Source organism: Streptomyces sp. NPDC048295 (assembly GCF_040652135.1).
In the GTDB taxonomy this organism is placed as follows: domain Bacteria; phylum Actinomycetota; class Actinomycetes; order Streptomycetales; family Streptomycetaceae; genus Streptomyces.
The window spans coordinates 48,909-75,131 of the sequence record NZ_JBEZLL010000023.1 but is presented as its reverse complement, the minus strand read 5'-3'; the positions used below and the strand labels follow the sequence as shown (position 1 = coordinate 75,131).

At 72.3% G+C, this 26,223-nt stretch carries 14 protein-coding genes; 10 read left to right on the top strand and 4 right to left on the bottom strand.

Annotated elements, in window-relative coordinates:
• Window positions 1-78: 78 nt before the first annotated feature.
• Genes AB0D53_RS29230 through AB0D53_RS29215 form a run of 4 tightly spaced genes read left to right on the top strand, consistent with a single transcriptional unit; the run spans window position 79 to window position 15,592 of the window.
• Window positions 79-1,128: an iron-siderophore ABC transporter substrate-binding protein gene (locus AB0D53_RS29230; protein ID WP_362451960.1), complete on the top strand. Its 1,050-nt coding sequence runs from the start codon at window positions 79-81 to the stop codon at window positions 1,126-1,128.
• A 46-nt stretch (window positions 1,129-1,174) separates the two neighbouring features.
• Window positions 1,175-2,962: an ABC transporter ATP-binding protein gene (locus tag AB0D53_RS29225; protein ID WP_362451959.1), complete on the top strand. Its 1,788-nt coding sequence runs from the start codon at window positions 1,175-1,177 to the stop codon at window positions 2,960-2,962.
• Between the two features lie 56 nt (window positions 2,963-3,018).
• The gene (locus AB0D53_RS29220; RefSeq protein WP_362451957.1) at window positions 3,019-13,905 is read left to right on the top strand and encodes an amino acid adenylation domain-containing protein; all 10,887 of its coding nucleotides are present in this window, start codon (window positions 3,019-3,021) and stop codon (window positions 13,903-13,905) included.
• Window positions 13,892-15,592 (top strand): ABC transporter ATP-binding protein, encoded by a 1,701-nt coding sequence (locus AB0D53_RS29215; protein WP_362451956.1) that lies wholly within the window; start codon window positions 13,892-13,894, stop codon window positions 15,590-15,592. Before AB0D53_RS29220 ends, AB0D53_RS29215 begins: the two co-directional genes overlap by 14 nt.
• Window positions 15,593-15,640: 48 nt before the next feature.
• Here AB0D53_RS29215 and AB0D53_RS29210 read toward each other — a convergent pair whose 3' ends face one another.
• Complete coding sequence (locus AB0D53_RS29210; protein ID WP_362451954.1) at window positions 15,641-16,753, bottom strand: alpha/beta hydrolase-fold protein; 1,113 nt, start codon at window positions 16,751-16,753, stop codon at window positions 15,641-15,643.
• A gap of 263 nt (window positions 16,754-17,016) precedes the next feature.
• Here AB0D53_RS29210 and AB0D53_RS29205 point away from each other — a divergent pair, with 263 nt between their 5' ends.
• Entirely contained in the window at window positions 17,017-17,226 is a 210-nt protein-coding gene (locus tag AB0D53_RS29205; RefSeq protein WP_362451952.1) for an MbtH family protein, read from the top strand.
• A 17-nt stretch (window positions 17,227-17,243) separates the two neighbouring features.
• Window positions 17,244-17,765 (top strand): GNAT family N-acetyltransferase, encoded by a 522-nt coding sequence (locus AB0D53_RS29200; RefSeq protein WP_362451951.1) that lies wholly within the window; start codon window positions 17,244-17,246, stop codon window positions 17,763-17,765.
• 34 nt (window positions 17,766-17,799) lie between these two features.
• On the opposite strand, the gene argB is transcribed toward AB0D53_RS29200, so the two are convergent.
• Window positions 17,800-18,666, bottom strand: coding sequence for an acetylglutamate kinase (gene argB / locus AB0D53_RS29195; protein WP_362451950.1), 867 nt, complete (start codon window positions 18,664-18,666; stop codon window positions 17,800-17,802).
• A gap of 183 nt (window positions 18,667-18,849) precedes the next feature.
• Between argB and AB0D53_RS29190 the strand changes: the two genes are divergently transcribed.
• On the top strand, window positions 18,850-19,329 hold the full coding sequence (locus AB0D53_RS29190) for a hypothetical protein (RefSeq protein WP_362452097.1): 480 nt from the start codon (window positions 18,850-18,852) through the stop codon (window positions 19,327-19,329).
• Window positions 19,326-20,006 carry a vitamin K epoxide reductase family protein gene (locus AB0D53_RS29185; protein WP_362451948.1) on the top strand — a complete coding sequence of 227 codons (681 nt, stop codon included), beginning with the start codon at window positions 19,326-19,328 and terminating at the stop codon, window positions 20,004-20,006. Before AB0D53_RS29190 ends, AB0D53_RS29185 begins: the two co-directional genes overlap by 4 nt.
• Here the strand turns inward: AB0D53_RS29185 and AB0D53_RS29180 are convergent.
• The gene (locus AB0D53_RS29180; protein WP_362451947.1) at window positions 19,957-21,288 is read right to left on the bottom strand and encodes a globin domain-containing protein; all 1,332 of its coding nucleotides are present in this window, start codon (window positions 21,286-21,288) and stop codon (window positions 19,957-19,959) included. The two genes, AB0D53_RS29185 and AB0D53_RS29180, sit on opposite strands and share 50 nt — an antisense overlap.
• A 241-nt stretch (window positions 21,289-21,529) precedes the next feature.
• Here AB0D53_RS29180 and AB0D53_RS29175 point away from each other — a divergent pair, with 241 nt between their 5' ends.
• The gene (locus AB0D53_RS29175) at window positions 21,530-22,291 is read left to right on the top strand and encodes a response regulator transcription factor (RefSeq protein WP_362451946.1); all 762 of its coding nucleotides are present in this window, start codon (window positions 21,530-21,532) and stop codon (window positions 22,289-22,291) included.
• A gap of 27 nt (window positions 22,292-22,318) precedes the next feature.
• Here AB0D53_RS29175 and AB0D53_RS29170 read toward each other — a convergent pair whose 3' ends face one another.
• Window positions 22,319-23,998, bottom strand: coding sequence for a GAF domain-containing protein (locus tag AB0D53_RS29170; protein WP_362452096.1), 1,680 nt, complete (start codon window positions 23,996-23,998; stop codon window positions 22,319-22,321).
• 443 nt (window positions 23,999-24,441) lie between these two features.
• Here AB0D53_RS29170 and ctaD point away from each other — a divergent pair, with 443 nt between their 5' ends.
• Window positions 24,442-26,172 (top strand): cytochrome c oxidase subunit I, encoded by a 1,731-nt coding sequence (gene ctaD, locus AB0D53_RS29165; protein WP_362451944.1) that lies wholly within the window; start codon window positions 24,442-24,444, stop codon window positions 26,170-26,172.
• Window positions 26,173-26,223 lie beyond the last annotated feature (51 nt).

Genomic DNA, 26,223 nt, shown 5'->3' with positions numbered 1-26,223 from the left:
GCCCTCACTTATTCAAGGTAAGGTTTGGCTGCCCTTATACAGAGGTGCAGTGGACAGTGTGAAAGCAAGGGATTCCGGATGTCTCTCCATCGAACGACGCTTGTGAAGCCCTGGCGGCGGGTGGCGGCGATGCTGTCCGCCACGGCCCTCGGTGTCGGTCTTCTCGCGGGATGCGGTTCCGACTCGGCGGACGGGAAGAGCGACGACGCCCCGGCCGCGGCCTCCGGCGCGTTCCCGGTCACCGTGGAGCACGCGTTCGGATCCACGGAGATCACCAAGGCTCCCCGACGCGTCGTCTCGGTGGGCTACACGGACGACCAGGCCATCCTGGCGCTCGGCATCAAGCCGGTCGGCATGGTCGACCAGTACCCGAACCCCGCGGGCAAGTCCCCCGACATCAACACCCAGTGGCCCTGGGTGAAGGACAAGTGGGGCGACACCCGCCCCGAGGTCATCATGAACAACGGTGACTCGGGCCCCAATTACGAGAAGATCGCCTCCCTGCGGCCGGACCTGATCATCGCGGTCTACTCCGAGATCGACCAGGCCGCCTACGACAAGCTCTCCAGGATCGCCCCGACGGTGGGCCGTACCAAGGGCGAGAAGGAGCCCTTCAGTGCGCCGTGGCAGGACAACGCGGTGCACATCGCCAAGGCGCTCGGCAAGGAGAAGGAGGGCACCCGGCTGGTCGAGGGCATCCAGGGCAAGCTCGACGCGGCCAAGAAGGCGCACCCCGAGTTCGCGAACCGGACCGCCGTGGCGCTGTCCTGGTACAAGGACTCCGTCGGGCCGTTCACCTCGACCGATGTGCGCGGGCGACTGGTGACGGGTACCGGCTTCAAGTACCAGACCAAGATCGACGAGATCGCGGACGGCAAGTTCTTCACCACGCTGTCCCCCGAACGCATCGACCTGATCGATGTCGACCGTATCTTCGTCATCAACGACAAGGCGGACACGGACGCGCTGAAGAAGTCCGAGCTGTTCGCCAACCTGCCCGCCGTCAAGAACGGCAAGGTGTCCTACCTGCTGGACAGTGAGGGTCCGGCGGTCGGTGCGGCCATGTCCCAGGGCACCCTGCTGTCGTTGCCCTACGCGATCGACGAACTCGTCAAGTCGGTCGACTAGGCATGCCGATCGGACGGCCCCGTCCCCGGAGAGATTCGGTCTTCGCGTGAGCACCACCGACACCCGCGTCGCCCCGGCGACCCTGCGCACGGCGACCGGGGGCGAGGCCGCCGGATGGGTCGCGGCGCACTGCCGCCGGGCCCCGTGGCTGACGGCCTCCACCCTGCTCACCACCGTGGCCGGGGCAGCGCTCCAGGTGCTCCCCGTGCTCCTGCTGAGCCGGGTCGTCGACGGGGTGACCGGGGGCGGATCGCGCTCGGTGCTCGTCACGGTCGGGGCACTGATGGTGGCCGCCGCGCTGCTCGGCGCGGTCGCCACCGCGGTCTCGACGTACCTGATCGGGCGGCTGGGGGCGGATCTGCTCGCCCGGCTGCGGGAAGGCGCCGTCCGCGCCGTGCTGGGGATGCCGAGCGCACGCGTCGAGCAGGTCGGCCGGGGCGATGTGCTGTCCCGGGTCGGCGACGACGTGGCCGTGCTGTCCAAGGGCATCCGGTCCGCCGTCCCCACGGTGTTCTCCGCGGGCGTGCTGGTCGTCATCGCCACGGCCGGCATGTTCGGACTGGACTGGCGGCTCGGCCTGGCGGGCGCCGGCGCGCTGCCCGCGTACGGGCTGGCGCTGCGGTGGTACCTGCCCCGGTCCGCACCGCTCTACCGGAAACAGCGGGCCGCCCAGGCCGACCGTGCCCAGGCACTGATCAGCGGTCTGAACGGGATCGACACGGTCCGGGCGTACCGGCTGGAGGAATCCGTACGCGAGAAGGTCACCCGCGAGTCGTGGCGGGTGCGCGATCTGGGCGTCGACGTGTTCCGCTTCTTCGGGCGGTTCGTCGGCAGGGAGAACCGCGCCGAGTTCATCGGGCTGGTCCTGATCGTGGTGGTGGGGTACGTCCTGCTGGAGGCCGACGCCGCCAGCCTGGGCGAGGTCTCGGCGGCCCCGCTGATGTTCCACCGGCTGTTCACCCCGCTGGGCGCCATCATGTTCACCTTCGACGAGGCGCAGAAGTCGGGCGCGAGCCTCACCCGTCTGGTCGGAGTGCTGGGGGAGCCCGCGGAGGACCGGCTGGTGGGCGATGTGTCCGTCGCGCCGGCCGGTGCCGGGCCGTATCCGGTGACGGTGGAGGGGCTGACCTTCAGTTACCCCGACACCGAGGAACCGGTCCTGCGGGACGTGAACCTGTCCATTCCGGCCGGTGGTTCGCTGGCCCTGGTGGGGGCGACGGGCGCCGGCAAGTCGACCCTGGCCGCGCTGATCGCCGGCATCGGGACCCCGCAGTCCGGTGCGGTACGCGTCGGGCCGCACGACCTCGCCGCTCTGGACGAGGCCGGGGCGCGGGCCCTGGTGAGCATCCTGACGCAGGAGACCCATGTGTTCTCGGGGCCGCTCGCCGACGATCTGCGGCTCGCCGCACCCGGGGCGGGCGATGCCGAGCTGATGGAGGCGTTGCGCACGGTCGGCGCGGGCGACTGGGTCGAGCTGCTGCCCGACGGGCTGAACACCACGGTCGGCGAGGGTGGCGAGCGCCTGGACGTCACCAAGGTCGCCCAGATCGCCCTGGCCCGGCTGGTACTGGGCCGTGCGCCGGTGGTGGTGCTCGACGAGTCGACCGCGGAGGCCGGCAGCGAGGGCGCCGCCGAGCTGGAGCGGGCCGTGCTGGCCGCGTGCTCGGGCCGGACGACGCTGTTCGTGGCGCACCGGCTGACCCAGGCGATGGCGGCGGACCGGATCGCCGTGCTGTCCGAGGGGCGCGTGGTCGAGGAGGGAACGCACGGGGAGCTGGTGGCTCTGGGCGGCCAGTACGCGCGTCTGTGGCGCGCCTGGCGCGAGGGTAGTTAGGTAAACCTAAGTGGGTTGGGTCAACTCGCCCGCCTTGGAAGGATGCTGAGTCTTCGATGACGGAACCGAGTGTTCCCCGTGTACTGCTTTCGCCCGCCCGCCTGGCCGGTGTGCGCCGGCGAACCGGCGACTACGGTGACCGGGCCATCGTCGAGGCCTGTGCCATCGGGCTGTCGTACTGGGCGACCGGCCTCGGCCCGGACGGCATGGACCTGAACCCCGGCACACCGTTCACCGACGTCCTCGGACGGGTCGACGACGCCGGTGCCGGGAGCGGCGGCTGGGAGCCCGTCCCGGACGGCTGGAGCATCACCGTCCCCGACGGTGTCGGCCCGGCCGACGCGCAGCTCGCACTGGACGACCTGGCCGACTTCCCGGACCGTCCCCTCGGCACCATCGGCCCGTCCGGCGTGGCGGCGAGGCTGGAAGCCCTGGCCGGGTGGAACGACAACCGGGCCGACCGGGTCCGCCCGACCATCATGGAGATGTTCCTCGAACAGGCACGCGCCAGGCCGGACGCCGTCGCGATCACCGACGAGCACCGGTCATTGACCTACCGTCAAGCAGCGACGTACTCGGCCCAGTTGGCACACCATCTGATCGAACGCGGCCTCGGCGCCGAGCAGGTCGTCGGGATCTCGCTCGGCCGCTGCGCGGAGATGGTCATCGGGCTCCTCGCCGTGCTCCGGGCCGGCTGCGCGTTCGTGCCGCTCGATCCGCAGTGGCCCGCCGCGCGCCGCGCCGTCGTCGTCGAGGACGCCCGGGTCGTGCTCCAGCTCGACGGCTCCGGCGAGCCCGGTCCGGGCGAACCGGACGCCGTGGCCGTCGACCTCGACGACTGGCGGTTCGGCGGCAACCCCGCCGAGGGGCCGGAGACGGCCGTCCCCGGCACGGCCCTGGCGTACGTGATCTTCACGTCCGGATCGACCGGGCGGCCCAAGGGCGCCATGATCCGGCACGAGGCGATCAGCGAGCGCCTGCTGTGGCAGGTCGAGGAGATCCTGCGCTTCGGCCACGACGACGCCTCGCTGTTCAAGGCACCGCTGTCCTTCGACATCTCCATCAACGAGATCTTCCTGCCACTGGTCTCCGGCGGCAGACTGGTGATCCTGCGGCCCGGCGGCGAACGCGATCCGCACCACCTGCTGAGCGTGATCGCCGAGCAGCGCGTCACCTTCACCTACCTGGTCTCCTCCATGCTGGACGTGCTGCTGGAGATCGCGGGCGACTCCGGCCGCCTGGACAGCCTGCGGCACGTCTGGTGCGGCGGCGAGGTGCTGACCCCGGAGCTGTACGAGCGGTTCCGCACCCGGCTCGACATCCCCCTGTACCACGGCTACGGCCCGGCCGAGACGACCATCGGTGTCTCCCACGTCATCTACCGGGGCGCGGCCGAACGCCTGTCGACGTCGATCGGCAGGGCCAACCCCAACACCCAGCTGTACGTGCTGGACGACGAGCTGCGCCCGGTTCCGGTCGGGGTCGGCGGTGAACTGTACGCGGGAGGACTCCTGTTGGGGCGCGGGTACGTCAACGCGCCGGGCCTGACCGCCTCCCGGTTCGTGGCGAACCCCTTCGCCGACGACGGGTCCCGGCTGTACCGGACCGGTGACCTGGCGCGATTCGCCCCGGACGGGTCGCTGGACTTCCTCGGCCGCGCCGACAACCAGATCAAGATCCGCGGCATGCGGCTGGAGATCGAGGACGTCGAGGCCGGCCTCGCCGAACACCCCGGCGTACGGCACAGCTGCGTCGTCGCGAAGAAGAACACGGCGGGCGGCACCTATCTGGTGGGGTACGTGATCCCGGCCGCCGGCCACGAGGAGCTGCGGGCGGACGAGGTCAGGGAGTGGGCCGCCCGGCACATGGTGGAGTACATGGTGCCCGCCCACCTCGTCGTGATGAAGGAGTTCCCGCTCACCGCGAACGGCAAGCTCGACCGGGGCGCCCTGCCGGAACCCGAGACCGGCACGGGCTCCGCCGTGGCACCCGCCACCGACAACGAGCGGGTGGTGTGCGCGGCCGTCGCGGCGGTGCTGCGGCTGGAGACCGCCGGGGTCGACCAGGACTTCTTCCGGCTCGGCGGAGACAGCATTCTGGCGATCTCACTGCTGAGCGCGCTGCGGGAGGCCGGTCTCCACGTCACCGCGCGGCAGATCTTCGCCCACAGCGTCCTCGGGGCACTGGCCGCGGTGGCGAGCCGCGAGGACGTCCTCGCCGTGGACCACGGCGACGTCGCGACCGGCCCCGTCGTGGGATCGCCCATCGTGCAGTGGCTCGGCCGTACCACCGACGCGATCGACGGCTTCGTGCAGTCCGTCGTACTGAACACACCGGCGGAGCTGACCGCCGGCGCGCTCGACGAGATCCTCGCCGCGCTGCTGGGGCGGCACGACATGCTGCGTGCCCGGCTGGTGCGCGGCGAACGCTGGAGCTTCGACATCCCCGGGGCCGGGCGGGCCGTCGTCGGGTGGCAGGAGAGCGACCGGCCGCTGTCGGAGTGCGTGGAGCTCGCCACCGACGGGCTCGACCCGGACAACGGTGTGATGCTGCGCGCCGTGTGGCGCCGCGAGGCGCGGCAACTGGTCCTGGTCGCCCACCACGTCGTCGTCGACGGTGTGTCCTGGCGGATCCTGATGGACGACCTGGCCACCGCCTGGCGCCAGTCCGTCTCCGGCGTGCCGGTCGAACTTCCCCCCGTGGGAACGTCGTTCAGGCGCTGGACGCAGCTGCTGGGCAGTGCGGCCTTCGGCAGTGACCGCGCTTGCTTCCAGCGCCCCCTGCCGGGAGCCGACGCACCGCTGGGCCGACGCGCACCGTCCGGGACCGACACCGTCGCCCGGGAGCGGACGCGGACCGTCACCGTGGGCCCCGAGGACACCGCCGCGCTGCTCGGCACGATTCCCGCGCAGTTCCACGCGGGCGTCAACGACGTACTGCTGACCGCGCTCGCCGTCGCCCTCGCCCGGTGGCGCCGCGACCGCGGGCAGGACCAGACCTTCGCCCACATCGAACTGGAGGGACACGGCCGCGAGGGACGCCACGTGGCGGACGCGACCGGCTTCGAGCCGGAACTCTCCCGCACCGTGGGCTGGTTCACCACCCTGTTCCCGGTGACCGTCGACCCCGGCGCGGCAGCCGACTTCACCGCCCCCGCGTACCTGGCCGCCGCACTCAAGGCGGTCAAGGAGGACCTCGCCGCCGTACCCGGCAACGGCGTCTCCTACGGCGCCCTGCGCTACCTGAGCGAAGCCGGGCTGACCGCCCCCGCACCGCAGGTGCTGTTCAACTACCTCGGCCGCTTCGACGCGGGCGCGTCCGGCGACTGGCAACTCAGCGGCACCACGGGTCAGCTGGGTGAGAAGCGTGACCCCAGGATGCGGCTGCCGCGCGCCCTGGAGTTCAACGCCATCGCCGAACCCGACGCGAGCGGAGCGTACGAGCTGGTCACCACCGTCTCCTGGCCCGAGGGGATGTTCACCGACGAGGACATCACCACCCTCGGCGAGTACTTCCGGACCACCCTGTCCGCCCTGGCCGCTCTCGAAGAAGGCGGCCACACCCCAGCCGACTTCGCCCTGGTGCGGCTCACCCAGTCCGACGTCGACGGCCTGGACGGCCCGGCGCTGCGCGACATCCTGCCGCTGACCCCCCTCCAGGAGGGCCTGTACTTCCACTCGGTCTTCGACGACGACGCGACCGGCAGCTACGTCGAGCAGCAACTCCTGACCCTGGACGGCGAGGTGGACGCGGACCGGCTCGCGGCGGCGGCCACCCGGCTGCTCACGCTGTACCCCAACCTGGCCGCCCGGTTCACCGCCCTCGCCGACGGCCGGGTCGTCTCCGTCGTGGAGAGCGGCGTACAGGCACCCTTCACCACGCTGGACCGCCCCGGCCTCACCGACGAGGAGATCCGCGACCACGCCGAACGGGACCGCCGCGCCGGATTCGACCTGGCCACCGGGCCGTTGATGCGCTACACCCTCATCCGCGCCGGCTCCGGCCGCAACGTCCTGGTGCAGACCGTGCACCACATCGTCGCCGACGGCTGGTCGGTGCCGCCGATGCTCCGCGCACTGCTCGCCGAGTACCACGCGCCGGGGAGCGTGTACCCGCTCGGCGGCTACCGCGACTACGTGGCCTGGCTCGCCGGACGCGACCAGGACGAGAGCGACCGGGTGTGGCACGACGAGCTCGCCGGTCTGCCCGGCCCCTCGCTGGTGGCCGAGGGGCACACCCCCTCCGACCGGTTCGCCGACACCGCCGCCGAGCCCGCCCTCGACATCGACGCCGCCGCCCGCTCGGCCGGTGTGCCGCTGAGCGTGGCCGTGCACAGCGCGTGGGCGGTGACGCTGGGCGCAGTCCTGCACGGCCGGGACGTCGTGTTCGGCTCCACGGTCTCCGGGCGCGACGCGGAGGTGCCCGGCATCGGGAACATGGTCGGTCTGTTCATCAACACCGTCCCCGTGCGAGCCCGTTGGTCCGCGACCAGCACGGCGGGCGAGCTGCTCGCCGCGGTGAAGGAACACCAGAGCACGGTGCTGGCGCACCAGCACGTCTCGCTGGCCAGGATCGGCCGCCGGGCCGGCACCGGCCCGCTCTTCGACACCCTGGTGGTGTTCGACGTCGCGACCGACGTGGACGCACTGCGCGGCCCCGGCGACGAACTGGTCATCACCGACATCGTCAACGAGGGCGCCCCGCACTACCCGTTGACGCTGGTCGTGGAGCGCTCCGCCGACGGCCGTCCGCGCTTCAACCTGATCCACGACGGGGAGCTGCTGCGCCGGGAGAGCGCCGAGGCGATCCTGGACACCTTCACCCGGACCCTCGCCGCCCTGCTCGAACGGCCCGACACCCCGGTCGGCGAACTCCTGGCCCCCGGTGCGGGCCGGAGCCCGGCACCGGTCTCCCGGGCGACCCTGGGCGAGCTGTTCGACGCCGCCGCGGACCGCGACCCGGCAGCCACCGCCGCCACCCAGTGCGCCCTCGACGGGGCCACCCGGTCACTGACGTACGGCGAACTGGCCGACGCCAAGAACGAGTTGGCCTCGGTCCTGCGCGCCGCCGGGGCCGGGCCGGGCACCCGGGTCGCCGTCGCCGTACCGCGCTCCCTGGAACAGGTCGTCGCCCTGGTCGCGGTCGTCACCGCGGGCGGCGCGTACGTACCGCTGGACCTGGCGTACCCGGACGAGCGGCTGGAGTACATCCTCGCCGACGCCGCCCCGCAGGTCGTGCTCGTCGACCGCGAACAGCGGGGCCGCTTCACCCGCCTGCTGGCCCGGGCGGGCGTGGCGGCCCGGGTGCTCGTCCAGGGCGACGAGCCGGCACCGGCCGCCACCACGGGGCCCGGGGCCGGTCGGCACGACCCCGCGTACGTGATCTACACCTCCGGCTCCACCGGCCGCCCCAAGGGCGTCGTCGTCCCGCACTCCGCCGTGGTGGCGCTCCTCGCGAACACCCGGCCCGGGATGGACTTCGGCCCGCACGACGTCTGGGTCCAGTTCCACTCCTTCTCCTTCGACTTCGCGGTCTGGGAGCTGTGGGGCGCCCTGGTGCACGGCGGTGAACTGCTGGTGCCGGAGTACGCGCTGACCCGCTCCCCGGTCGACTTCCACCGGCTGGTCCGCGAGCGCGGGGTGACCGTGCTCAACCAGACCCCCTCGGCGTTCCACCAGTTCACCGAGGCCGACCGGCTCGCGGCCGAACCGGTCACGGCGCTGCGCCGGATCGTCTTCGGGGGCGAGGCCCTGGACCCGGGCCGGCTGCGCGGATGGGTCGAGCGGCACGGCACCGCCGCGCCCGAGCTGGTCAACATGTACGGCATCACCGAGACCACCGTCCACGTCACCCAACGGGTGCTGACCGACGAGGACTTCGGCCCCGGCGACGACGTCAGCCCGATCGGCGGCCCGGTCCCCGGCCTGGTCGTCCATCTGCTCGACGACCGGCTGCGGCCGGTGCCGCCGGGCCGGGTGGGCGCCATTTATGTCGCCGGGGACCAGCTGTCGCTCGGCTACCTGGGCCGGCCGGGGCTCACCGCGGGCCGCTTCGTGGCGAACCCGTTCGCTGCCGACGGCTCCCGCATGTACCACACGGGCGACCTCGCCCGCCGCACCCTCGACGGCGAGCTGGAGTTCGCCGGCCGGGCCGACGACCAGGTGCAGCTCAAGGGCTTCCGCATCGAGCTCGGCGAAGTGGAGTCCGCCGTGCGGGAACTCGACGGTGTCGTCGACGCGGCCGTCACCGTGGCGGACAGCGGCGACCACCTCGTCGCACACGTCGTGGGCCGGGTCCCCGGCGACCTCACCGCCCTGCTCTCCGCCAAGCTGCCCGCACACATGGTCCCGGGCCGGGTGCTGCCCGTCGACGTCCTGCCGCTGACGGTCAACGGCAAACTGGACCGCAAGGCCCTGACCGCGCGCGCCGCCCGGGACGACACCCCGGCGGCCACGAGCGACTCCGCGCTCACGGCACTGGTCGGCATCTTCGCCGAGACGCTGCCCGGCGTGGCCGTGGACGCCGACACCGACTTCTTCGGCGCCGGGGGCGACAGCATCGTCGCCATCACCGTGATCAACCGGGCCAGGGCGCTCGGCCTGCGGATCCTCCCCCGGGACGTGTTCCTGCTGAAGACCCCGCGCGCGCTCGCCGGGCAGCTGGCCACGCACACCCCGCGGCCCGTCGCGTCCGCACCGGCCCGCCGCGAGGACGGCCCGCTGCCGGCCACCCCGATCATCCTGCGCCAACGCGAACTGGGCGGTTCACTCGCCCGGTTCGCCCAGGCCAGGGCGGTGGTGGTGGCCGAGGGCACCGGCCTCGCCGATGTCCGGCGCGCCGCGAACGCCGTCGTGGCCGCCCACCCGGTCCTGCGGCTGCGGCTGCGCGTCGAGCACGGTGTGTGGACCCTGTGCACCGAACCCGCCCGTGAGGCCGCCGTCACACCGACGGACGTCCCCGACGCCACCGCCGCGGCGAACGAGGCCGCCGGACGGCTCGACCCCGAGTCCGGGGACGTCATCGCGTTCTCCTGGCTGGCGGCGAGCCGCACCCTGGTGGTCACCGTCCACCACCTCGCCGTCGACGCGGTGTCCTGGCTGATCCTCCTCGACGACCTGGCCACCGCCCTCGGCGGCGCGGCCCTGCCACCGCCGACCACGCCGTACGCCGAGTACGCCGAGGCACTGGCGGTGCGGTCCGGCCCGGCGGCCGGTGCTCTCGGCCACTGGATCACCACCCTGGAGGCGCCCGCCCTGCTGCCCGAGGTCGGGGACCTGCGCGAGACCACCGTCGTGCTCGCCCCCGAGGTGAGCGACCGCGTCACCCGCAGCGCCCCCGCCGCTCTCGGCGTGGACCTCACCGAGCTGCTGTGCGGCGCGCTGCGCACCGCGCTGACACACATCCAGCCCGCACCCACCGATCTCGCGATCGAACTGGAGCGGCACGGCCGGGTCCCGGCCCTGGAGCACCACGACTACTCCCGTACCGTCGGCTGGTTCACCGCCGTCGCACCGGTGCGGCTCACGGCGCACACCGACCCCGTCGCGGCGGCGCGCGAGGCCGCGGAACGCCGGCCGGACGAGCACGAACACGTCGCCTACGGCCGGCTCAGGTACCTCGACGCGCAGACGGCCCCGCTGCTGGACGCCCGTCCGCAGGTGCTCTTCAACTACCTGGGCCGGGGCAGCGAGTCCCACGCCCTCCGCGTCACCGGCGGCGACCAGGGCAGCCCCTACGCCGTCGAGGTCAACGCCTGGACCGACGACACCACAGGAAGCCTGCACGCGGCCTTCACCCTCGCCGGGGGCGTACCCGACGGGATCACCGAGCACTGGCGCAGCGCACTGGAGCAGATCGCGGAGGCCTCGGCCACGGCCGAGCGCACCGCACCGGTCACCCCTCTCCAGCGGGGCCTGTTCTTCCAGGCCCAGATGGCGGGCGCGGCCGGACACTACGTCGCGCAGAGCTGGTTCACCTTCGACCGGCGCCTGGACCCCGACGCGCTGGCCGAGGCGATGGCGTACGTGATCGCGCGCCACCCGGTCGTGGGTGCCGGTTTCACCACCGACGACGACGGGAACCCGGTCCAGGTCCTCAAGGCGGGCCGGCGGGCCGGCGTCCGTACGATCGCCGTGACGAGCGACGCGGAGGCCGAAGAACTGCGCACCCGGGACCGCGAGTCGGGATTCGACCCGGGCGAACCGCCGCTGATCCGGCTGACCGTGGTGCGGCTGCCCGACGGCCGGGACGGCCTGCTGCTCAGCTACCACCTGCTGCTCTGGGACGGCTGGTCCCGCGAGATCGTGCTGCGCGACCTGTTCGAGGCGTACGAGGCCGTCGTGGCGGGCGAGCCGCCGGTCGCGGTCCCCGCCGCACCGGGCTTCGAGGAGTACGCCCGGGCACTCGACGCCAGGGACCCCGAGGCGTCGAACCGCTTCTGGGCGCAGCACCTCGCCGGCCTGCCGGGCCCGACGCTGCTCGCCGGACCGGCCCCGTCCCTCCCGGACGGACTGCCGCACGCACTCACGCACACCTTCTCCGCCGAACTGTCCGAACTGCTGCGGGACGCGGCCAGGGTGCACGGCGTCACCCTGAACACGGTGCTGACCGGCGCGTTCGGCCTGCTCCTCGGCGCCCGCACCGGCCGCGGCGACGCCGTGTTCGGTGTGACCGTCTCGGGCCGGGAGGGCGAGGGCCACTCCGGCATCGTCGGTGTGCTGCTCAACACGGTGCCCATGTGGACGCGGGCCCGGCCCGGCGACACGGCCGGCGCGTACCTGTCGGCCGTACAGGCGGCCCGGGTCGAGGCGATGGAGCACGAGCACCTGGGGCTCGGCGAGATCCAGCGGGCCAGCGGGCACGACACCCTCTTCGACAACCTGTTCGTGCTCCAGAACTTCCTGGACCCGGACGCGTTCGCCGACATGAACGCCCGGCACGGCATCACCTCGGTGCGGGCCGACGACTCCACGCACTACCCGTTCACCTGGGTCGTCACGCCCGGCGAGCGGCTCACGGTCAAGCTGGAGCACCGCGACGGCGACCCCGCGGGCGCGCGTCGTCTCCTCGACGACTACCTCCGCGTACTGGAGGACCTCGCCCGGTCGACGGGGCGGCTGGGCGCACTGCCGGGGCTCGCCCCGGCCCCCGGGCCCGCCGCACGTACCGACATCGGCACGGAAACCGTCGTCGACCGCTTCGACCGGGCGGCCGGCCGTGACCCCGGGCGGGTCGCGCTCGTGGCCCACGGCTCGGCCATGACCTTCGGCCAACTCCAGCGCCGCAGCCAGGTGCTGGCCGGGGTGCTCGCCCGCCGGGGCATCGGACCCGGGACGACCGTGGGGCTGGCGATCCCGCGCTCCCTCGACTCGATCGTGGCGCTGTTCGCCGTGCTGCGCGTCGGCGCCGCGTACGTACCGCTGGAACTGGACCACCCGGACGAGCGGATCGCGGCCATCGTCGCGGACGCCCGGCCCGAGGTGATCCTCACCGTGAGCGCCGTCTCGCCCCGGCTCGGCGGCGAGCTGATCGAGCTGGACCGGCCCCTGCCCGAGGCCGAACCGTACGTGACGTTCGCGCCCGGCGACCCGGACCGCCTGCGGCACCCCGCGTACATCATCTACACCTCCGGCTCGACCGGGAGACCCAAGGGCGTGGTGACCGAATACGCGGGACTCACCAACATGCTGATCAACCATCAGCGACGCATCTTCGAACCGGTCCTCGCCGAGCACGGCGACCGGGTCTTCCGGATCGCGCACACCGTGTCGTTCGCCTTCGACATGTCGTGGGAGGAACTGCTCTGGCTCGCCGACGGCCACGAGGTCCACATCTGCGACGAGGAACTGCGCCGCGACGCCCCCCGCCTGGTCGAGTACTGCCGCGAGCACGCCATCGACGTCATCAATGTGACGCCGACCTACGCACAGCAACTGGTGGCCGAGGGACTGCTGGACAACCCGGCACGGCGGCCGGCGCTGGTGCTGCTGGGCGGCGAGGCCGTCACCCCGACGCTCTGGCAGCGGCTCGCCGGGACCGAGGGCACGGTCGGCTACAACCTGTACGGGCCCACCGAGTACACCATCAACACCCTCGGCGTCGGGACCTTCGAGTGTCAGGACCCGGTGGTGGGCGTGGCGATCGACAACACCGAGGTGTACGTGCTGGACCCGTGGCTGCGCCCGCTGCCCGACGGGGTCCCCGGCGAGCTGTACGTATCGGGCATCGGCATCGCGCGCGGCTACCTCGGGCAGAGCGCCCAGACCGCGCACCGCTTCGTCGCCTGCCCGTTCGCCGGACCCGGCGAGCGGATGTACCGCACCGGCGACCTGGTGATCCGCCGGCCCGACGGGAACCTGACGTACCTGGGCCGCACCGACCAGCAGGTCAAGATCCGCGGGCACCGGGTCGAACTCGGCGAGGTCGAGGCCGTGTTCGCGGCGCACCCGGCGGTGCGGTTCGTCGCCGCGGTCGCCCAGCCCGACCCCCAGGTCGACGGAGCGTACCGGCTGGCCGCCCATCTCGTACTGGACGGCGCCGGCCTGGCGCAGGTTGCCGCCGAAGTGGGCGCCGGGCTCCCGGACTTCCTGCGCCCGACTCACTACGCCCAGGTCGACAGCATCCCGCTCACCGTGAACGGGAAGGCCGACACCAGGGCGCTGCCGGAGGCCAGGCCGCTCGGCGCGCTGACCACGGCGGGAGAACGCGGCCCGCGAACCGCGACCGAGACCCTGGTGTGCGAGTTCTTCGCCGAAGCACTGGACCTGGACGAGGACGAGGTGAGCGCCGTGGGCGACTTCGTGTCCCTCGGAGGACACTCCATGCTGGCGGTGCGGCTGACCGGGCTGCTCCGCCGCGAGTACGGTCCCGTGATCACCATCCGTGATCTGTTCACCCTGCGAACCCCGGAAGCGATTGCCCGCCACCTCGATGAGAACTCCTGACACGCAGCGCCCCCGGCCGGGGGCGGACATCCTGCGCACCGCGCTGCGCCGCAACATCGGCGCCATGGTCCGGGGCACCGTCCTCATGGGCCTGTACCAGGCGGGGGAGACCGCCTTCCCCATCGCGCTCGGCCTGATCGTCGAGCACGCGCTGCAGGACCGCAGCCCGGCCGCACTCGGCCTGTCGGTCGGCGCGCTGGCCGTGATCATCACGACGGTGTCGCTGTCGTGGCGGTTCGGGATGCGGGTCCTGCAGAAGGCCAACACGACCGAGGCGCACCGCTGGCGGGTGCGGGTGGCCGCCTGCGGGCTCCAGCCGGTGGCAAGGGACGTCGAACTGAAGTCCGGCGAGATCCTGACCATCGCCACCGAGGACGCCGACCAGACCGCCGACATCGTCGAGGTGGTGCCGCTGCTGGTCAGCTCGCTGGTCGCGGTGGTGGTCGCGGCCGTCGCGCTGGGCCTGGCCGACATCCGGCTCGGCCTGCTGGTCATCGTGGGGACCGTCGCGATCCTGTCCGTCCTGGCCGTGATGTCCAGACGGATCGGAGCCAGTACCCGCGAACAGCAGGCCCGGGTGGCGCGGGCGGGCGCGAAGGTCGCCGACCTCATCATCGGCCTGCGCCCGCTGCACGGCTTCGGCGGCAACCACGCCGCGTTCGGGTCGTACCGGAAGGTCAGCACGGACGCGAAACGCCAGGCGGTCACCGTGGCCCGGGTCAACGGCGCGTACGCGGGCACCGCGCTGGCCCTCAACGCGGTCCTCGCCGCCGCCGTCTCCCTGACGGCGGGCTGGCTGGCCTTCGACGGCCGGATCACCATCGGGGAACTGGTCATGGCCGTGGGCCTGGCGCAGTTCATCATCGAGCCGCTCAAGATGTTCTCGGAGATGCCCAAGTACGTGATGACGGCACGCGCCTCGGCCGAGCGGATGGCCCTGGTGCTCTCCGCGCCCCCGGTGACGACCCCGGGATCGCAGCGCCCGGCACCGGGCGGAGGACTCGTGGTGGACGGCGTCCGGCACGGGTCGCTGCGCGGGCTGAAGTTCCGGGTGGCGGCAGGTGAGTTCGTGGCGATCGCCGTCTACCAGCCGCGCGCGGCGGCCGACCTCGCGGCGGTCCTCGCGGTGAACGTCGCGCCGGACGCGTACGAGGGAGTGGTACGGCTCGGCGAGCAGCCGATCGCGGAGCTGTCGGTCGAGGCGGTCCGCGAACACATGCTGGTGAATCCGTACGACGGGGAGATCTTCGCGGGCACCCTCCGCACGAACATCGACCCCTCGGGCACCAGCCGGACGATTCCCGAGGCCGTGGAGGCGTCGATGCTGACGGATGTCGTCGCCCTGCACCGCGACGGCCTGGACCACGTGGTCCGCGACCGCGGGGCGAACCTCTCCGGCGGGCAGCGCCAGCGGCTGTCCCTGGCCCGCGCCCTGGCCGCCGACACCGACGTACTGGTGCTGCACAACCCGACGACGGCGGTCGACGCGGTCACCGAGCAGCTCATCGCGCGCAACGTCGCGAAGTCGCGCCGCGGCCGCACCACCGTCGTGATCACCAGCAGCCCGGCCCTGCTCGACGCCGCCGACCGCGTTCTCGTCCTGGACGAGGGCGTCGTCACCGCCGAGGACACCCACCGCAACCTGCTGGCCCGCGACGCCGACTACTGTCTGGCCGTGGCCCGGTGAGGCGCCGGGCGGCTCCGGGGACGTGGCCGGACACGTCCCCGGGACCGCTCAGCCGAGGGCCCAGGAGACATCCCTGAGCAGGGCGTGCCGCCAGCCCGCCCGGTCGTGGTCCGAGGGCGAGCGGGAGACCCGCACCGTCGCACCGGCCCGTGCGGTCAGGGTCTCGGCCATCTCGCAGTGGGGCAGCATCCGCGTCTCGTGTTCCCCCACGTCGAACGCGCACCGCAGACCGGACAGATCGGGACCCCGGCGCAGCCGCGCGGCGACGGCGCCGCCGACCGGGCCGCCCAGGGGGTCCGCCAGGTCCATGGCGCCGGGGGCCCACCAGAAGGACGCCGACTGTACAGCGACCCGCGAGACCAGGTCCGGGAACTCCAGCGCCGCGTACAGCGCGCTCAGTCCGCCCAGGCTCTGCCCGGCCACCACCAGCCGGTCCGGGTCGGCCGGTACGCCGGATTCCGCGACCAGCGGCAGGAGTTCGTCCCGGACCGCCTCCCACAGCCCGGGCGCGCACCCGAACTCGGCCGCCCGGTCCTTGGCCGGAACGAAGACGAGCGTCACCGGGGGCATCGCGCCACCGGCAACCGCCGAGTCGAACGCGGCCATGGCCGGGTGCAGATACAGCCAGTCGTCCCCGTCGAGCAGCAGGACCACCGGCCCGCCGCCGCCCGCCGGGTGGACGCGCACGGTGCGCCGCCCGCCCAGCCGCGCGCTGTTCCAGCGGAGCCGGGCGGAGGGCAGGGGCAGGACGTCGTCGGGGCCGACGACGGGCCAGTGCGGCTGCGCCGGGGCGTCCGGGGTCGCGGCGATGGACCGGTCCGCGCCGGCACCGACCGGGTTGAACGGATCCGCGTGGACCGTGTCGCCCTCGACGATCCGGTAGGTCACCCGCAGCCGTGCGGGCATGCGTACTTCGGCGTACCAGCAGTCCGTGTCCGCCCACCGGCGCAGCGAAACCGGCTGCGACCAGCTCTCGAAATCGATGCAGGCCCCGGACCCGCGCCACAGGAACAGGGTCCGCCAGCCGCCGTCGCCGTCGGGCACCGGCGCCGGGGTCCGTGCCGCCGCCCAGAACGCCTCGGTGCCGGGCCTGCCGGGCAGCCCGAACGAGGCGAAGGGGCTTTCCCCGTCGGCCGTGGGGCCGGGGCCGGGGGAGGTCATGACCGGCCGGTGCGGCGGTCGTCGGCGGTCCGGCGGTGTGTGCCCGGGGGCGTGTCCATGCGGTCCCGCGTGCGGACCCGTGCGATCACCCGGCGCATGAACGTCTCCTTGTGAGAGGGGAGGGGAGGGGTTAGGCTCATCCTGCATTAGGTGAGCCTAACCTAACGTGATTTGCTCCCTCCATCCCCGATCCGCCTCCGGATCCGACGCACAGTCACGACGCGGCCGTCACCGGCCCGTCGGGCCCGAGGAGACACCGACACATGAGCACCAACCCTTTCGACGACCCCGAAGGCCGCTTCCTGGTCCTGGCGAACGACGAGGGACAGCACTCGCTCTGGCCTTCCTTCGCCGAGGTTCCCGGAGGATGGACGGTCGTTCTCGCCGAGACCACCCGGGAGGCGTGCCTGGAGTACGTCGAGGCCAACTGGACCGACCTGCGCCCCCGGTCCCTCGCCGCGTCCACCGACTGAACCGAGTGGGGAACGTCTTGATCACGGCTTCGCCGCGCCCCGCCCCGCTGTCGTCCGCACTCCCCGTGCCGGCGTACCGCGTACGCTCGGCATGTGAGGAGGACGCCGCCGAACTCGCCGAACTGTCCCGGCCGTTCGTGCGCTCGGGCGCGCTGCGGGAGCGGTCCGTCCCTCTCTATGCCGCCCGCGCCGGCGACTTCCTCGTGGCGCAGGCCCCTTCCGGGCCCGTCGAGGGCTGCGTCGGCCTGCGCGTGCATCCGGCCGGCCCCGGGGAGGGGCGCGGCCCCGTGGGTGTTCTGTACAACTTCTGCGTGGCCGGTCACCGGCAGGGGAGCGGAGTGGGGGCCGGGCTCCTGCGGGCCGCGCTGGCCATGGCGCACGCCCAGTCGCTCGGCGCGCTGTTCACGGCGACGACCGGCGGTGGCGGCCTGTTCCTCCGGTACGGCTTCGCGCCCACGACCGCACGCCGGGCGCCCGCGTCCTGGGCGCGGTCCCTGGACCCCCGGCGCAACGCGCGGATCCTCACGAAGACCCTGTGACGGCCGGCCCGCCCGTGCGGGCCGGCCGTCGCGGTCATACGGTGCTGCCGCAGTGGTCCGCGCTGCTGCCGGGAGTCACGGTGGTGCCGGGTACCACGGTCGTGCCGGGGCCGGCCTCGCCGAGGACGCCGCGCAGCACCGCATGCGGTACGCGCCCGTCGAGCACCTGGGCCTTGCCCACGCCGCCGCGGACGGCCCGCAGGCAGCCCTCCATCTTCGGCAGCATCCCGCTCGCCAGTCCGGGCAGCATTCCGTCCAGCGCATCGGCCGTCAGGTGCTCGATCACCTCGGTGCTGTGCGGCCAGTCGGCGTACAGCCCGGCCACATCGGTGAGCATCACCAGTCGCTCGGCCCCGAGGGCCACGGCCAGGGCCGACGCGGCGAGATCGGCGTTGACGTTGTAGACCTGCCCGTCCTCGCCGCGTGCCACGGGGGAGACCACCGGTATGTGCCCCTCCGCCAGGAGCGTGCGCACCATGCCCGGGTTCACGTCCACGACATCGCCGACGAGACCGATGTCCACCGGCCGCCCGTCCACCCAGGCCGGCCGCCGCACCGCCGTCATCGTGTGCGCGTCCTCGCCGGTCATCCCCACGGCAAAGGGTCCGTGCTCATTGATGTGGCCGACCAGCTCCCGCTGGACCCGGCCGCTCAGCACCATGCGCACCACGTCCATGGCCTCCGGGGTGGTCACCCGCAGCCCCGCCTCGAAGCGGGACTCCAGGCCGAGGAGATCCAGCATCGCGCTGATCTGCGGCCCGCCCCCGTGCACGACGACCGGGCGCAGTCCCGTCCGCCACAGCTCCACGACGTCCCGGGCGAACGACCGCTTCAGGCTCGCGTCCACCATGGCGTTCCCGCCGAACTTGACGACGACCGCGCCGCCTCGCACCCTGTCCACAGACTTAGCTTAGCCTAACCTAAATTGTCGTGATTCCGTGTGAATGAAGGGAGTTGCCGTTCGCTCCGGGGCCGCTGCCGCCGGGTTCCGGCCAGGAGGGCCGATCGGCCCTAGCGGCGCCCGGCCTGCGATGGGTTCACTGCGATGCATCGCACGCCGCGGGTGCGCGAGGAGGGAATCATGGTGATCGCAGTCGTCGGGCACAGGGACCTCGGCAACAGGACCCTGGAGCTGGTGGAAGCCGAACTGAGAGCGCGGCTGGACCGCTTGGCGGAAGGTGCCGCCGCCCTGGTACGGGTCGGGGCGGGGCTGCCGTTGGTGTTCGGGCGGGCCGCCCGGGAGGCCGGGCGGAAGCTGACCGTGCTGTTGCCGGCTCAGGGCGCGGTCCCCGCCGTGCTGCCCGAGCGGGACCGGTCGGCCGCGGGCGAACTGCTGGTCCTGGCCGAGCACGTACGGCTGTTGCCCTTCGACCCGGCCGACCGCGACGCGTGCGTCGGCGCCGACGAACGGCTGGTGGAGACCTGCCGGACCGTGCTCGCCGTGTGGGACGGATCGCCGTCCGACGGACGGGACGCCACGGCGCATCTGGTCGCCTTCGCGCGTGCGCGAGGAATCCGGGTGGAGGTCGTCTGGCCGGACGGTTCCGTACGGGGGCGGGCATGAAACCGTCGGAGCACGGCAGGGGGAGGGCGGCGGACGGCGCCGAGGCCGGGGAGCGGGAATGCGCCGGCGCGTCCGGGGCGGGCGACGAACGGGAGTGCGCCGGGGCGAGGCGGGGGTTCGGCTGGCTGCTGGTCGTCACCGCCGCGCTCGGGCTGCTCGGCTCGTTCGTCATCACGATCGACAAGTTCGAACTGCTCGCCGACCCCGGCTTCGTGCCCGCCTGCTCGCTGAGCCCCGTGGTGTCCTGCACCAGTGTGATGCGCAGCGAGCAGGCCTCGGCGTTCGGCTTTCCCAACCCGCTCATCGGGCTGGTCGCCTTCGGGACGGTGCTGGGGACCGGCGCGGGCCTGCTCGCGGGTGCGCGCTACCGCCGCTGGTACTGGTGCGGGCTGAACCTCGGCACGCTGTTCGGCGCCGGCTTCTGCATGTGGCTGATGTCCCAGGCGCTGTTCGAGATCGGCGCACTCTGCCTGTGGTGTGTGCTCGTGTGGGTGGCCACCATCTTCATGTTCTGGCACACCACGGTGCACAATCTGCGCCACGGCGTCCTGCCCGCGCCGCGCGCCCTGGTCGCGGCGGTGCTGGAGTTCCCCCTCGTGGTGCCGGTGACCTGGTGTCTGGCCATCGTCATGCTGATAGCAATCCGGTTCTGGTCGTACTGGCAGACATTTCTGTGACCGCGACCACGCCGGTGGCGTCATGACGGATCTGCTCGGCCGGTACTCCGGCGGCGGCCAGCCGTGCGGCGACGGCCTGCACCGCCCCGGTCGTGGCCGCCTCGGGGGCCAGGGCCAGAAAGGCGTGCTGCCGGGCGGCGGCCCCGGGCTGCGGGGGCAGTATTCCGTTCAGGGCCCGCAGCCCGGCACCCGCGAAGCGAGTGTTCGCCGTGTCGGCCGCGATGACGGTCAGCCAGGGGCGCTTGCGCCGGAACGCCTCCAGACACGCCGCGTCGTACATCTCCCCGGCCGCCGCCGTCTCCCCTGCGGGACCCAGCAGCAGCCGGACCCGGTGCGCGCGGGAGCGCTCGGCGTCGATCCGCTGGAGCAGCGCCTTCATCGGAGCCCAGCCCGTACCGGAGGCGATGAGCAGAAGGTCCGCGGCCGGCAGATGATCCGGCAGGGCCAGTGCGCCGCGCGGGGCGCTGAGCCGGACCGCGCCGCCCTCCCGCGTCCCGTGCACCAGCGCATCGCTCACCCCGTCGGCGCCCCGGGCCCGTACGTGGAACTCCAGTTCACCGTCCGGGTGCGGGGCGCGGGCCAGGTAGTACGGACGCCAGGCCTGCTCCAGCAGCGGCGACTCCAGGGACGCGTACTGCCCGGCCTCGAAGGCATAGGGCTGATGGGGCCGTACCCGCAGCACCGCGAGATCGGGGGTGCGCAGTTCGTGCGAGATCACCGTCGCCTCCCAGCTGGGCGGTTCGGCGATCGCCTCGTCCGCGCCCCTGACCATCGCCGAGACGGCCAGCCGCAGCATCCGCAGCCAGGCCTGCTCCAGCGCGTGGGTCCACCGGGCGCCCGCGCGCACGCGCAGCGCCTCGATCAGAGCCGCCTCGAAGGCCTCGAAGTGCGCGGGGCGCACACCGAGCTTGCGGTGGTCGCGCCCCAACTGCCCGAAGACGGCGATCATTTCGTCCGTACGGTGCAGATTGCCGATCAGATGGCGGAAGATCCCGGCGAGATGGGCCTGCTGGAAGGCCATCGACTCGGGGAACAGCGACCGCAGATACGGGTGCCGCTCGAACAGGATCCGGTACAGCTCGGCGATCAGCTCCTCCAGCGGGTTCACCAGCGGCAGCGAGTCACCGATCAGCCGCTGGTCGGCCGTTCCGTCGTACGCCTGCGGCGCCTCGGCGCTCCACTCCCCGGCACGGCTGCCGGCCGGGGCCAGGATGCGTCGCCGCAGCCGCATCGCGTCATGCCGTGCGAGCAGTGCGTGGTAGTCCTCGCTCGGTGTGTTCATGGGCCGGTTGCTCCTCGTTGCAGCACAGTGGGGTGGCCGGGAAGGGAGATGTCCGTGGCGCCCGGACGATCTTGGCGGCGTCAGTATGGCACCGCGCCCCACCCGCTGACCGGCCCCTGGCCACAGGGCCTTTCGGCCCTGTTCAGGCGCTGTTTTCCATGCTGTTGCCCCCCGGCGGGGACTGTCCCGCGGGCGGGCACATACTGTTTTCGCCCCTCTCCCCGAACCGATCGAGCATGTGGTGAATGAGTTCGCGAACACCCCGCCGAGCACGACCCCGCCGAGCACGGATCCGCCCCGGTCCGCGCCCCCCGTACGCGTCTTCATCCTCGACGACCACGAGGTCGTCCGGCGCGGCGTACGCGATCTGCTGGAGGCCGAGGACGACATCGAGGTCGTCGGCGAGGCATCCGACGCCCGGGAGGCGCTGGCCCGGGTACCGGCCAGCAGACCGCAGGTCGCCGTGCTGGACGTACGCCTCGGAGACGACCGGGGTGGTGATCACGCCGGCATCGAGGTGTGCCGGGAGCTGCGCGCGCTGATGCCCGAACTCGCCTGCCTGATGCTGACGTCGTTCGACGACGACGAGGCGCTGTTCGACGCCATCATGGCGGGCGCCGCGGGGTATGTGCTCAAGCAGATCAACGGTGCGGATCTGATCACCGCCGTACGCAGGGTCGCGTCGGGCACCTCGATGCTCGATCCGCGGACCACCGCGCGCGTGATGGAGCGGCTGCGGGGCACCGAGAGGCCGCCCGCCGAGGCGTCGGCGGGATCGGAACTGGACGGACTCACGCCCAGGGAGCGGCAGATCCTCGATCTCATCGGCGAGGGACTCACCAACCGTGAGATCGCGGAACGCCTCTTCCTGGCCGAGAAGACCGTCAAGAACCGCATCTCCTCGATCCTCGCCAAGCTGGGCGTGGGCCGCCGGATCCAGGCCGCGATGCTCGTCGGCCGGGTCAAGGACCGCCAGGGGTGGCCTCAGGTCCCGAGAGGCTGACGGGCACTCAGGGGGCGGCCCCGGGCGTCAGTCGTGGAGCGGCGCGCTCCAGATGATCCGGGTGCCGCCGTCCGCCGGCTGTTCGACGGCCAGGGTGCCGCCGCACAGTTCCGCCCGCGTACGCATGTTGGCCAGCCCTCCGGGGCGCCCGGCCGAGGCTCCTGACCCGGGCGGGGCCGTGACACCGTCCCGGACGCCGATTCCGATGCCGTTGTCGGTGACCGTCAGGGTCACCGCGTCGTCGGCCGACAGCACGATGCCGATACGTGTGGCACGGGCATGGCGGGAGGCGTTGGACACCGCCTCGGCGGCGACCGCCACCACGTGTTCGGCCAGCTCGTCCGGGACCGTGGTGTCCACCGGCCCGTCGATCCGCACGGAGGGCCGGAAACCGAGGGCGTGGGCCGCCGTGCGGGCGGTCTCCGCCATCCGGTGCCGCAGCCCGCCGCGGCCCGGACCGTCCGCCGTCCGCAGGTCGAAGATGGTGGACCGGATGATCCGGATCGTGGTGTCCAGATCGTCCACCGCCCGGCTGACACGCTCGGCCGCACCCGGCCGGTCCGCGATGGCACGCGTGGTGCTCTGCAGGGTCATCCCGGTCGCGAAGAGACGCTGGATCGCCAGATCGTGCAGATCGCGGGCGATCCGGTCCCGGTCGTGCATGACGGCGAGTTCCTCGGACTCGGCCCGCCTGCGGGCCAGTTCCAGGGCGATGGCCGCCTGGTCGGCGAAGCCCGAGACGAGCGCGACCTCGCCGTCGTCGAACGGAGGCCGGTCCACCGGCCGTCCCAGGCGCAGGGCGCCCCTGGTCTCCGCGTCGACCCGCAGGGGAACCGTCACCACCGGCCCCAGACCGTCCTCGGCACCGTCACCGAACGGGTGGGCCCGGGGATCGGTACGCACATCGGCGCAGTGCACCGGGGTCCCGGTACGGGCGGCGAGGCCGGCCAGTGAACCCTGTGCGGGTACGGACAGCCCCGTGACGCGTTCGGAGTCCCTGCCGTGGGCGACGGCAACGGTCAGACGTGCCTCGGCCCCGGAGGTCTCCGGAGCCCCGGAGCGCGGCCCGGGGGGTGTCGGCAGCAGGATCGCGGCCCGGTCGGCCCCCGCCACCTCCATCGCCCGCTCGGCGATCAGATGCAGCACCTCGTCGGCGTCCGTCCCCGAGAGCAGGGTGCGGGTGATTTCGCCCAGCGCCTCCAGCCGCCGCTCCCGGCGACGGCTCTCGTCGTACATGCGGGCGTTGTCGATGGCGACCCCGGCCGCGATCGACAGGGTGGTCAGCACCGCCTCGTCGTCGGCGTCGAAGCTCACCCCGCCCCGCTTCTCGGTGAGGTAGAGGTTGCCGAACACCTCGTCGCGCACCCGCACCGGTACCCCGAGGAAGGTGCGCATCGGGGGGTGGTGGGGCGGAAACCCGAAGCTGCGCGGATGGCTGCTGAGATCGGTGAGCCGCAGCGGTTCCGGATGCCGGATCAGCTCACCGAGGATGCCGCGCCCGCACGGCGTCTGGCCGATCACGGCGGCGAGCGGCTCCGATATGCCGACCGGCAGGAACTCCAGCAGCTTCTGTCCGTCCCCGACGATGCCGAGCGCCCCGTACTCCGCGTCGGTCAGGGTCACCGCGGCCTCCACGATCCCGCGGAGCACCTCGGGCAGTTCCAGGCCCCGCCCCAGGCTCATCACGGCATCCAGCAGACCGCGCATCCGGTCCGGCCGGCTGGGCTGGGGCCAGGCCGCCGGGCCGGCACAGGGGGAGTCGGGCAAGGCCCTGGGGGCTGTCTCTGTCATCGGGCGCCGCTCTCAGGATCCGTGTGCCGTATGCCGGGAAATCGCTCACCGGATCACCGCAGGGCTGGGACCGGTCCACGGACGGTCAGCCTACGGCAGCCGCAGGGCGGGTCCGGCCGTGCGCCGCCGCCCCGGTGAGGCCGGTCGGCTCCCCGACGCCCCGGCAAGTAGGGCCGGTCGGCCCGGCGGAACGTACCCCGTCGGTCCCTGGAGGGCTTCGAGGCGCGCGGCCAGCATGGTGCGGCCGGGAAGGTCCGGTCCCGTCCCCCCGTGATTCGCCGGACCTTTCCGACCGCTCCCCGCCGCCCGTGCGGCCGGGGAGCGCTCGAAGAACCGCAAGAGCTGGAGGACACGGTCCGGTGGACGCAATGGAAAAGCAGGGCAATCGAGCCGCCCCCGCACAGGGGCCCAGGCCCCCCGGCCCCGGAGCCGCCACCGCCGACACGCCCCCCGCCGGGAAAGGCCGTCCCTCCCGCGGGCGGATCGTCGTCTCGTGGCTCACCACGACCGACCACAAGCAGATCGGCACGCTCTACCTCGTCACCGCGTTCGTCTTCTTCATCATCGGCGGCGCGATGGCTCTCGTGATGCGCGCGGAACTCGCCCGCCCCGGGACACAGATCATTTCCAACGAGCAGTTCAACCAGGCATTCACCATGCACGGTTCGGTGATGCTGCTGTTGTTCGCGATGCCGCTGTTCACCGGATTCGCCAACTGGCTCATGCCGCTTCAGATAGGCGCGCCCGATGTGGCGTTCCCGCGGCTGAACATGCTGGCGTACTGGCTGTTCCTCTTCGGCTCACTGATCGCCGCCGCGGGGTTCCTCACTCCGCAGGGCGCCGCCGACTTCGGGTGGTTCGCCTATGCCCCGCTGTCCGACGCCACGCACTCACCGGGAATCGGCGCCGACATGTGGATCATGGGCGTGGCGCTCTCCGGCTTCGGTTCCATTCTCGGAGCGGTCAACTTCATCACCACCATCATCTGCATGCGTGCCCCGGGAATGACCATGTTCCGGATGTCGATCTTCACCTGGAACGTACTGCTGACCGCCGTACTCATCCTCCTGGTCTTCCCGGTGCTGGCCGCGGCTCTCTTCGCGCTGGAGATGGACCGAAAATTCGGCTCGCACATCTTCGACCCCGCCAACGGGGGCGCGCTGCTGTGGCAGCACCTCTTCTGGTTCTTCGGTCATCCCGAGGTCTACGTACTGGCCCTGCCGTTCTTCGGAATCGTCTCCGAGATCGTCCCGGTCTTCTCCCGGAAGCCGATGTTCGGCTACATCGGTCTCGTCGCCGCCACGATCGCCATCGCCGGACTGTCCGTCACCGTCTGGGCACACCACATGTATGCGACCGGTGGTGTGCTGCTGCCCTTCTTCTCCTTCATGACCTTCCTGATCGCCGTACCGACCGGGGTGAAGTTCTTCAACTGGATCGGCACGATGTGGAAGGGGTCGCTCTCCTTCGAGACACCGATGCTGTGGACCACCGGATTCCTGATCACCTTCGTATTCGGCGGACTCACCGGAGTCATCCTGGCCTCACCGCCGCTCGACTTCCATGTCACCGACTCGTACTTCGTCGTCGCGCACTTCCACTACACGCTCTTCGGTACGGTCGTGTACGCGATGTTCGCCGGATTCCATTTCTGGTGGCCGAAGTTCACCGGCAAGATGCTCGACGAACGCCTGGGAAAGATCACTTTCTGGGTGCTGACGATCGGTTTCCACCTCACGTTCCTCGTCCAGCACTGGCTCGGAGCCGAGGGAATGCCGCGCCGGTACGCGGACTATCTCGCCGCCGACGGTTTCACCGCTCTCAACACCCTCTCCACCATCGGGTCGTTCCTGCTGGGACTGTCCTTCCTGCCCTTCTTCTACAACGTCTGGAAGACCAGCCAGTACGGCAGGCAGGTCACCGTCGACGACCCCTGGGGGTACGGCCGCTCCCTGGAATGGGCCACGTCCTGCCCTCCGCCCCGGCACAACTTCACCTCCCTGCCCCGTATCCGCAGCGAGTCCCCGGCCCTGGATCTGCACCACCCGGAGATCGCCGCACTCGAACCGGAACCCGCCGTACCGCACTGACCCTCCCGCCCCACCGCCCCCGTCCCCGCAAACCCCGCCCACAGGAGAGTG

Bases quoted from the DNA above. Each gene is read 5' to 3' on its own strand.
- AB0D53_RS29210 (WP_362451954.1), bottom strand. From the start codon at position 16,753: ATGACCTCCCCCGGCCCCGGCCCCACGGCCGACGGGGAAAGCCCCTTC.
- AB0D53_RS29180 (WP_362451947.1), bottom strand. From the start codon at position 21,288: ATGAACACACCGAGCGAGGACTACCACGCACTGCTCGCACGGCATGAC.
- AB0D53_RS29185 (WP_362451948.1), top strand. From the start codon at position 19,326: ATGAAACCGTCGGAGCACGGCAGGGGGAGGGCGGCGGACGGCGCCGAG.
- AB0D53_RS29215 (WP_362451956.1), top strand. From the start codon at position 13,892: ATGAGAACTCCTGACACGCAGCGCCCCCGGCCGGGGGCGGACATCCTG.
- AB0D53_RS29220 (WP_362451957.1), top strand. From the start codon at position 3,019: ATGACGGAACCGAGTGTTCCCCGTGTACTGCTTTCGCCCGCCCGCCTG.
- AB0D53_RS29205 (WP_362451952.1), top strand. From the start codon at position 17,017: ATGAGCACCAACCCTTTCGACGACCCCGAAGGCCGCTTCCTGGTCCTG.
- AB0D53_RS29170 (WP_362452096.1), bottom strand. From the start codon at position 23,998: ATGCGCGGTCTGCTGGATGCCGTGATGAGCCTGGGGCGGGGCCTGGAA.
- AB0D53_RS29230 (WP_362451960.1), top strand. From the start codon at position 79: ATGTCTCTCCATCGAACGACGCTTGTGAAGCCCTGGCGGCGGGTGGCG.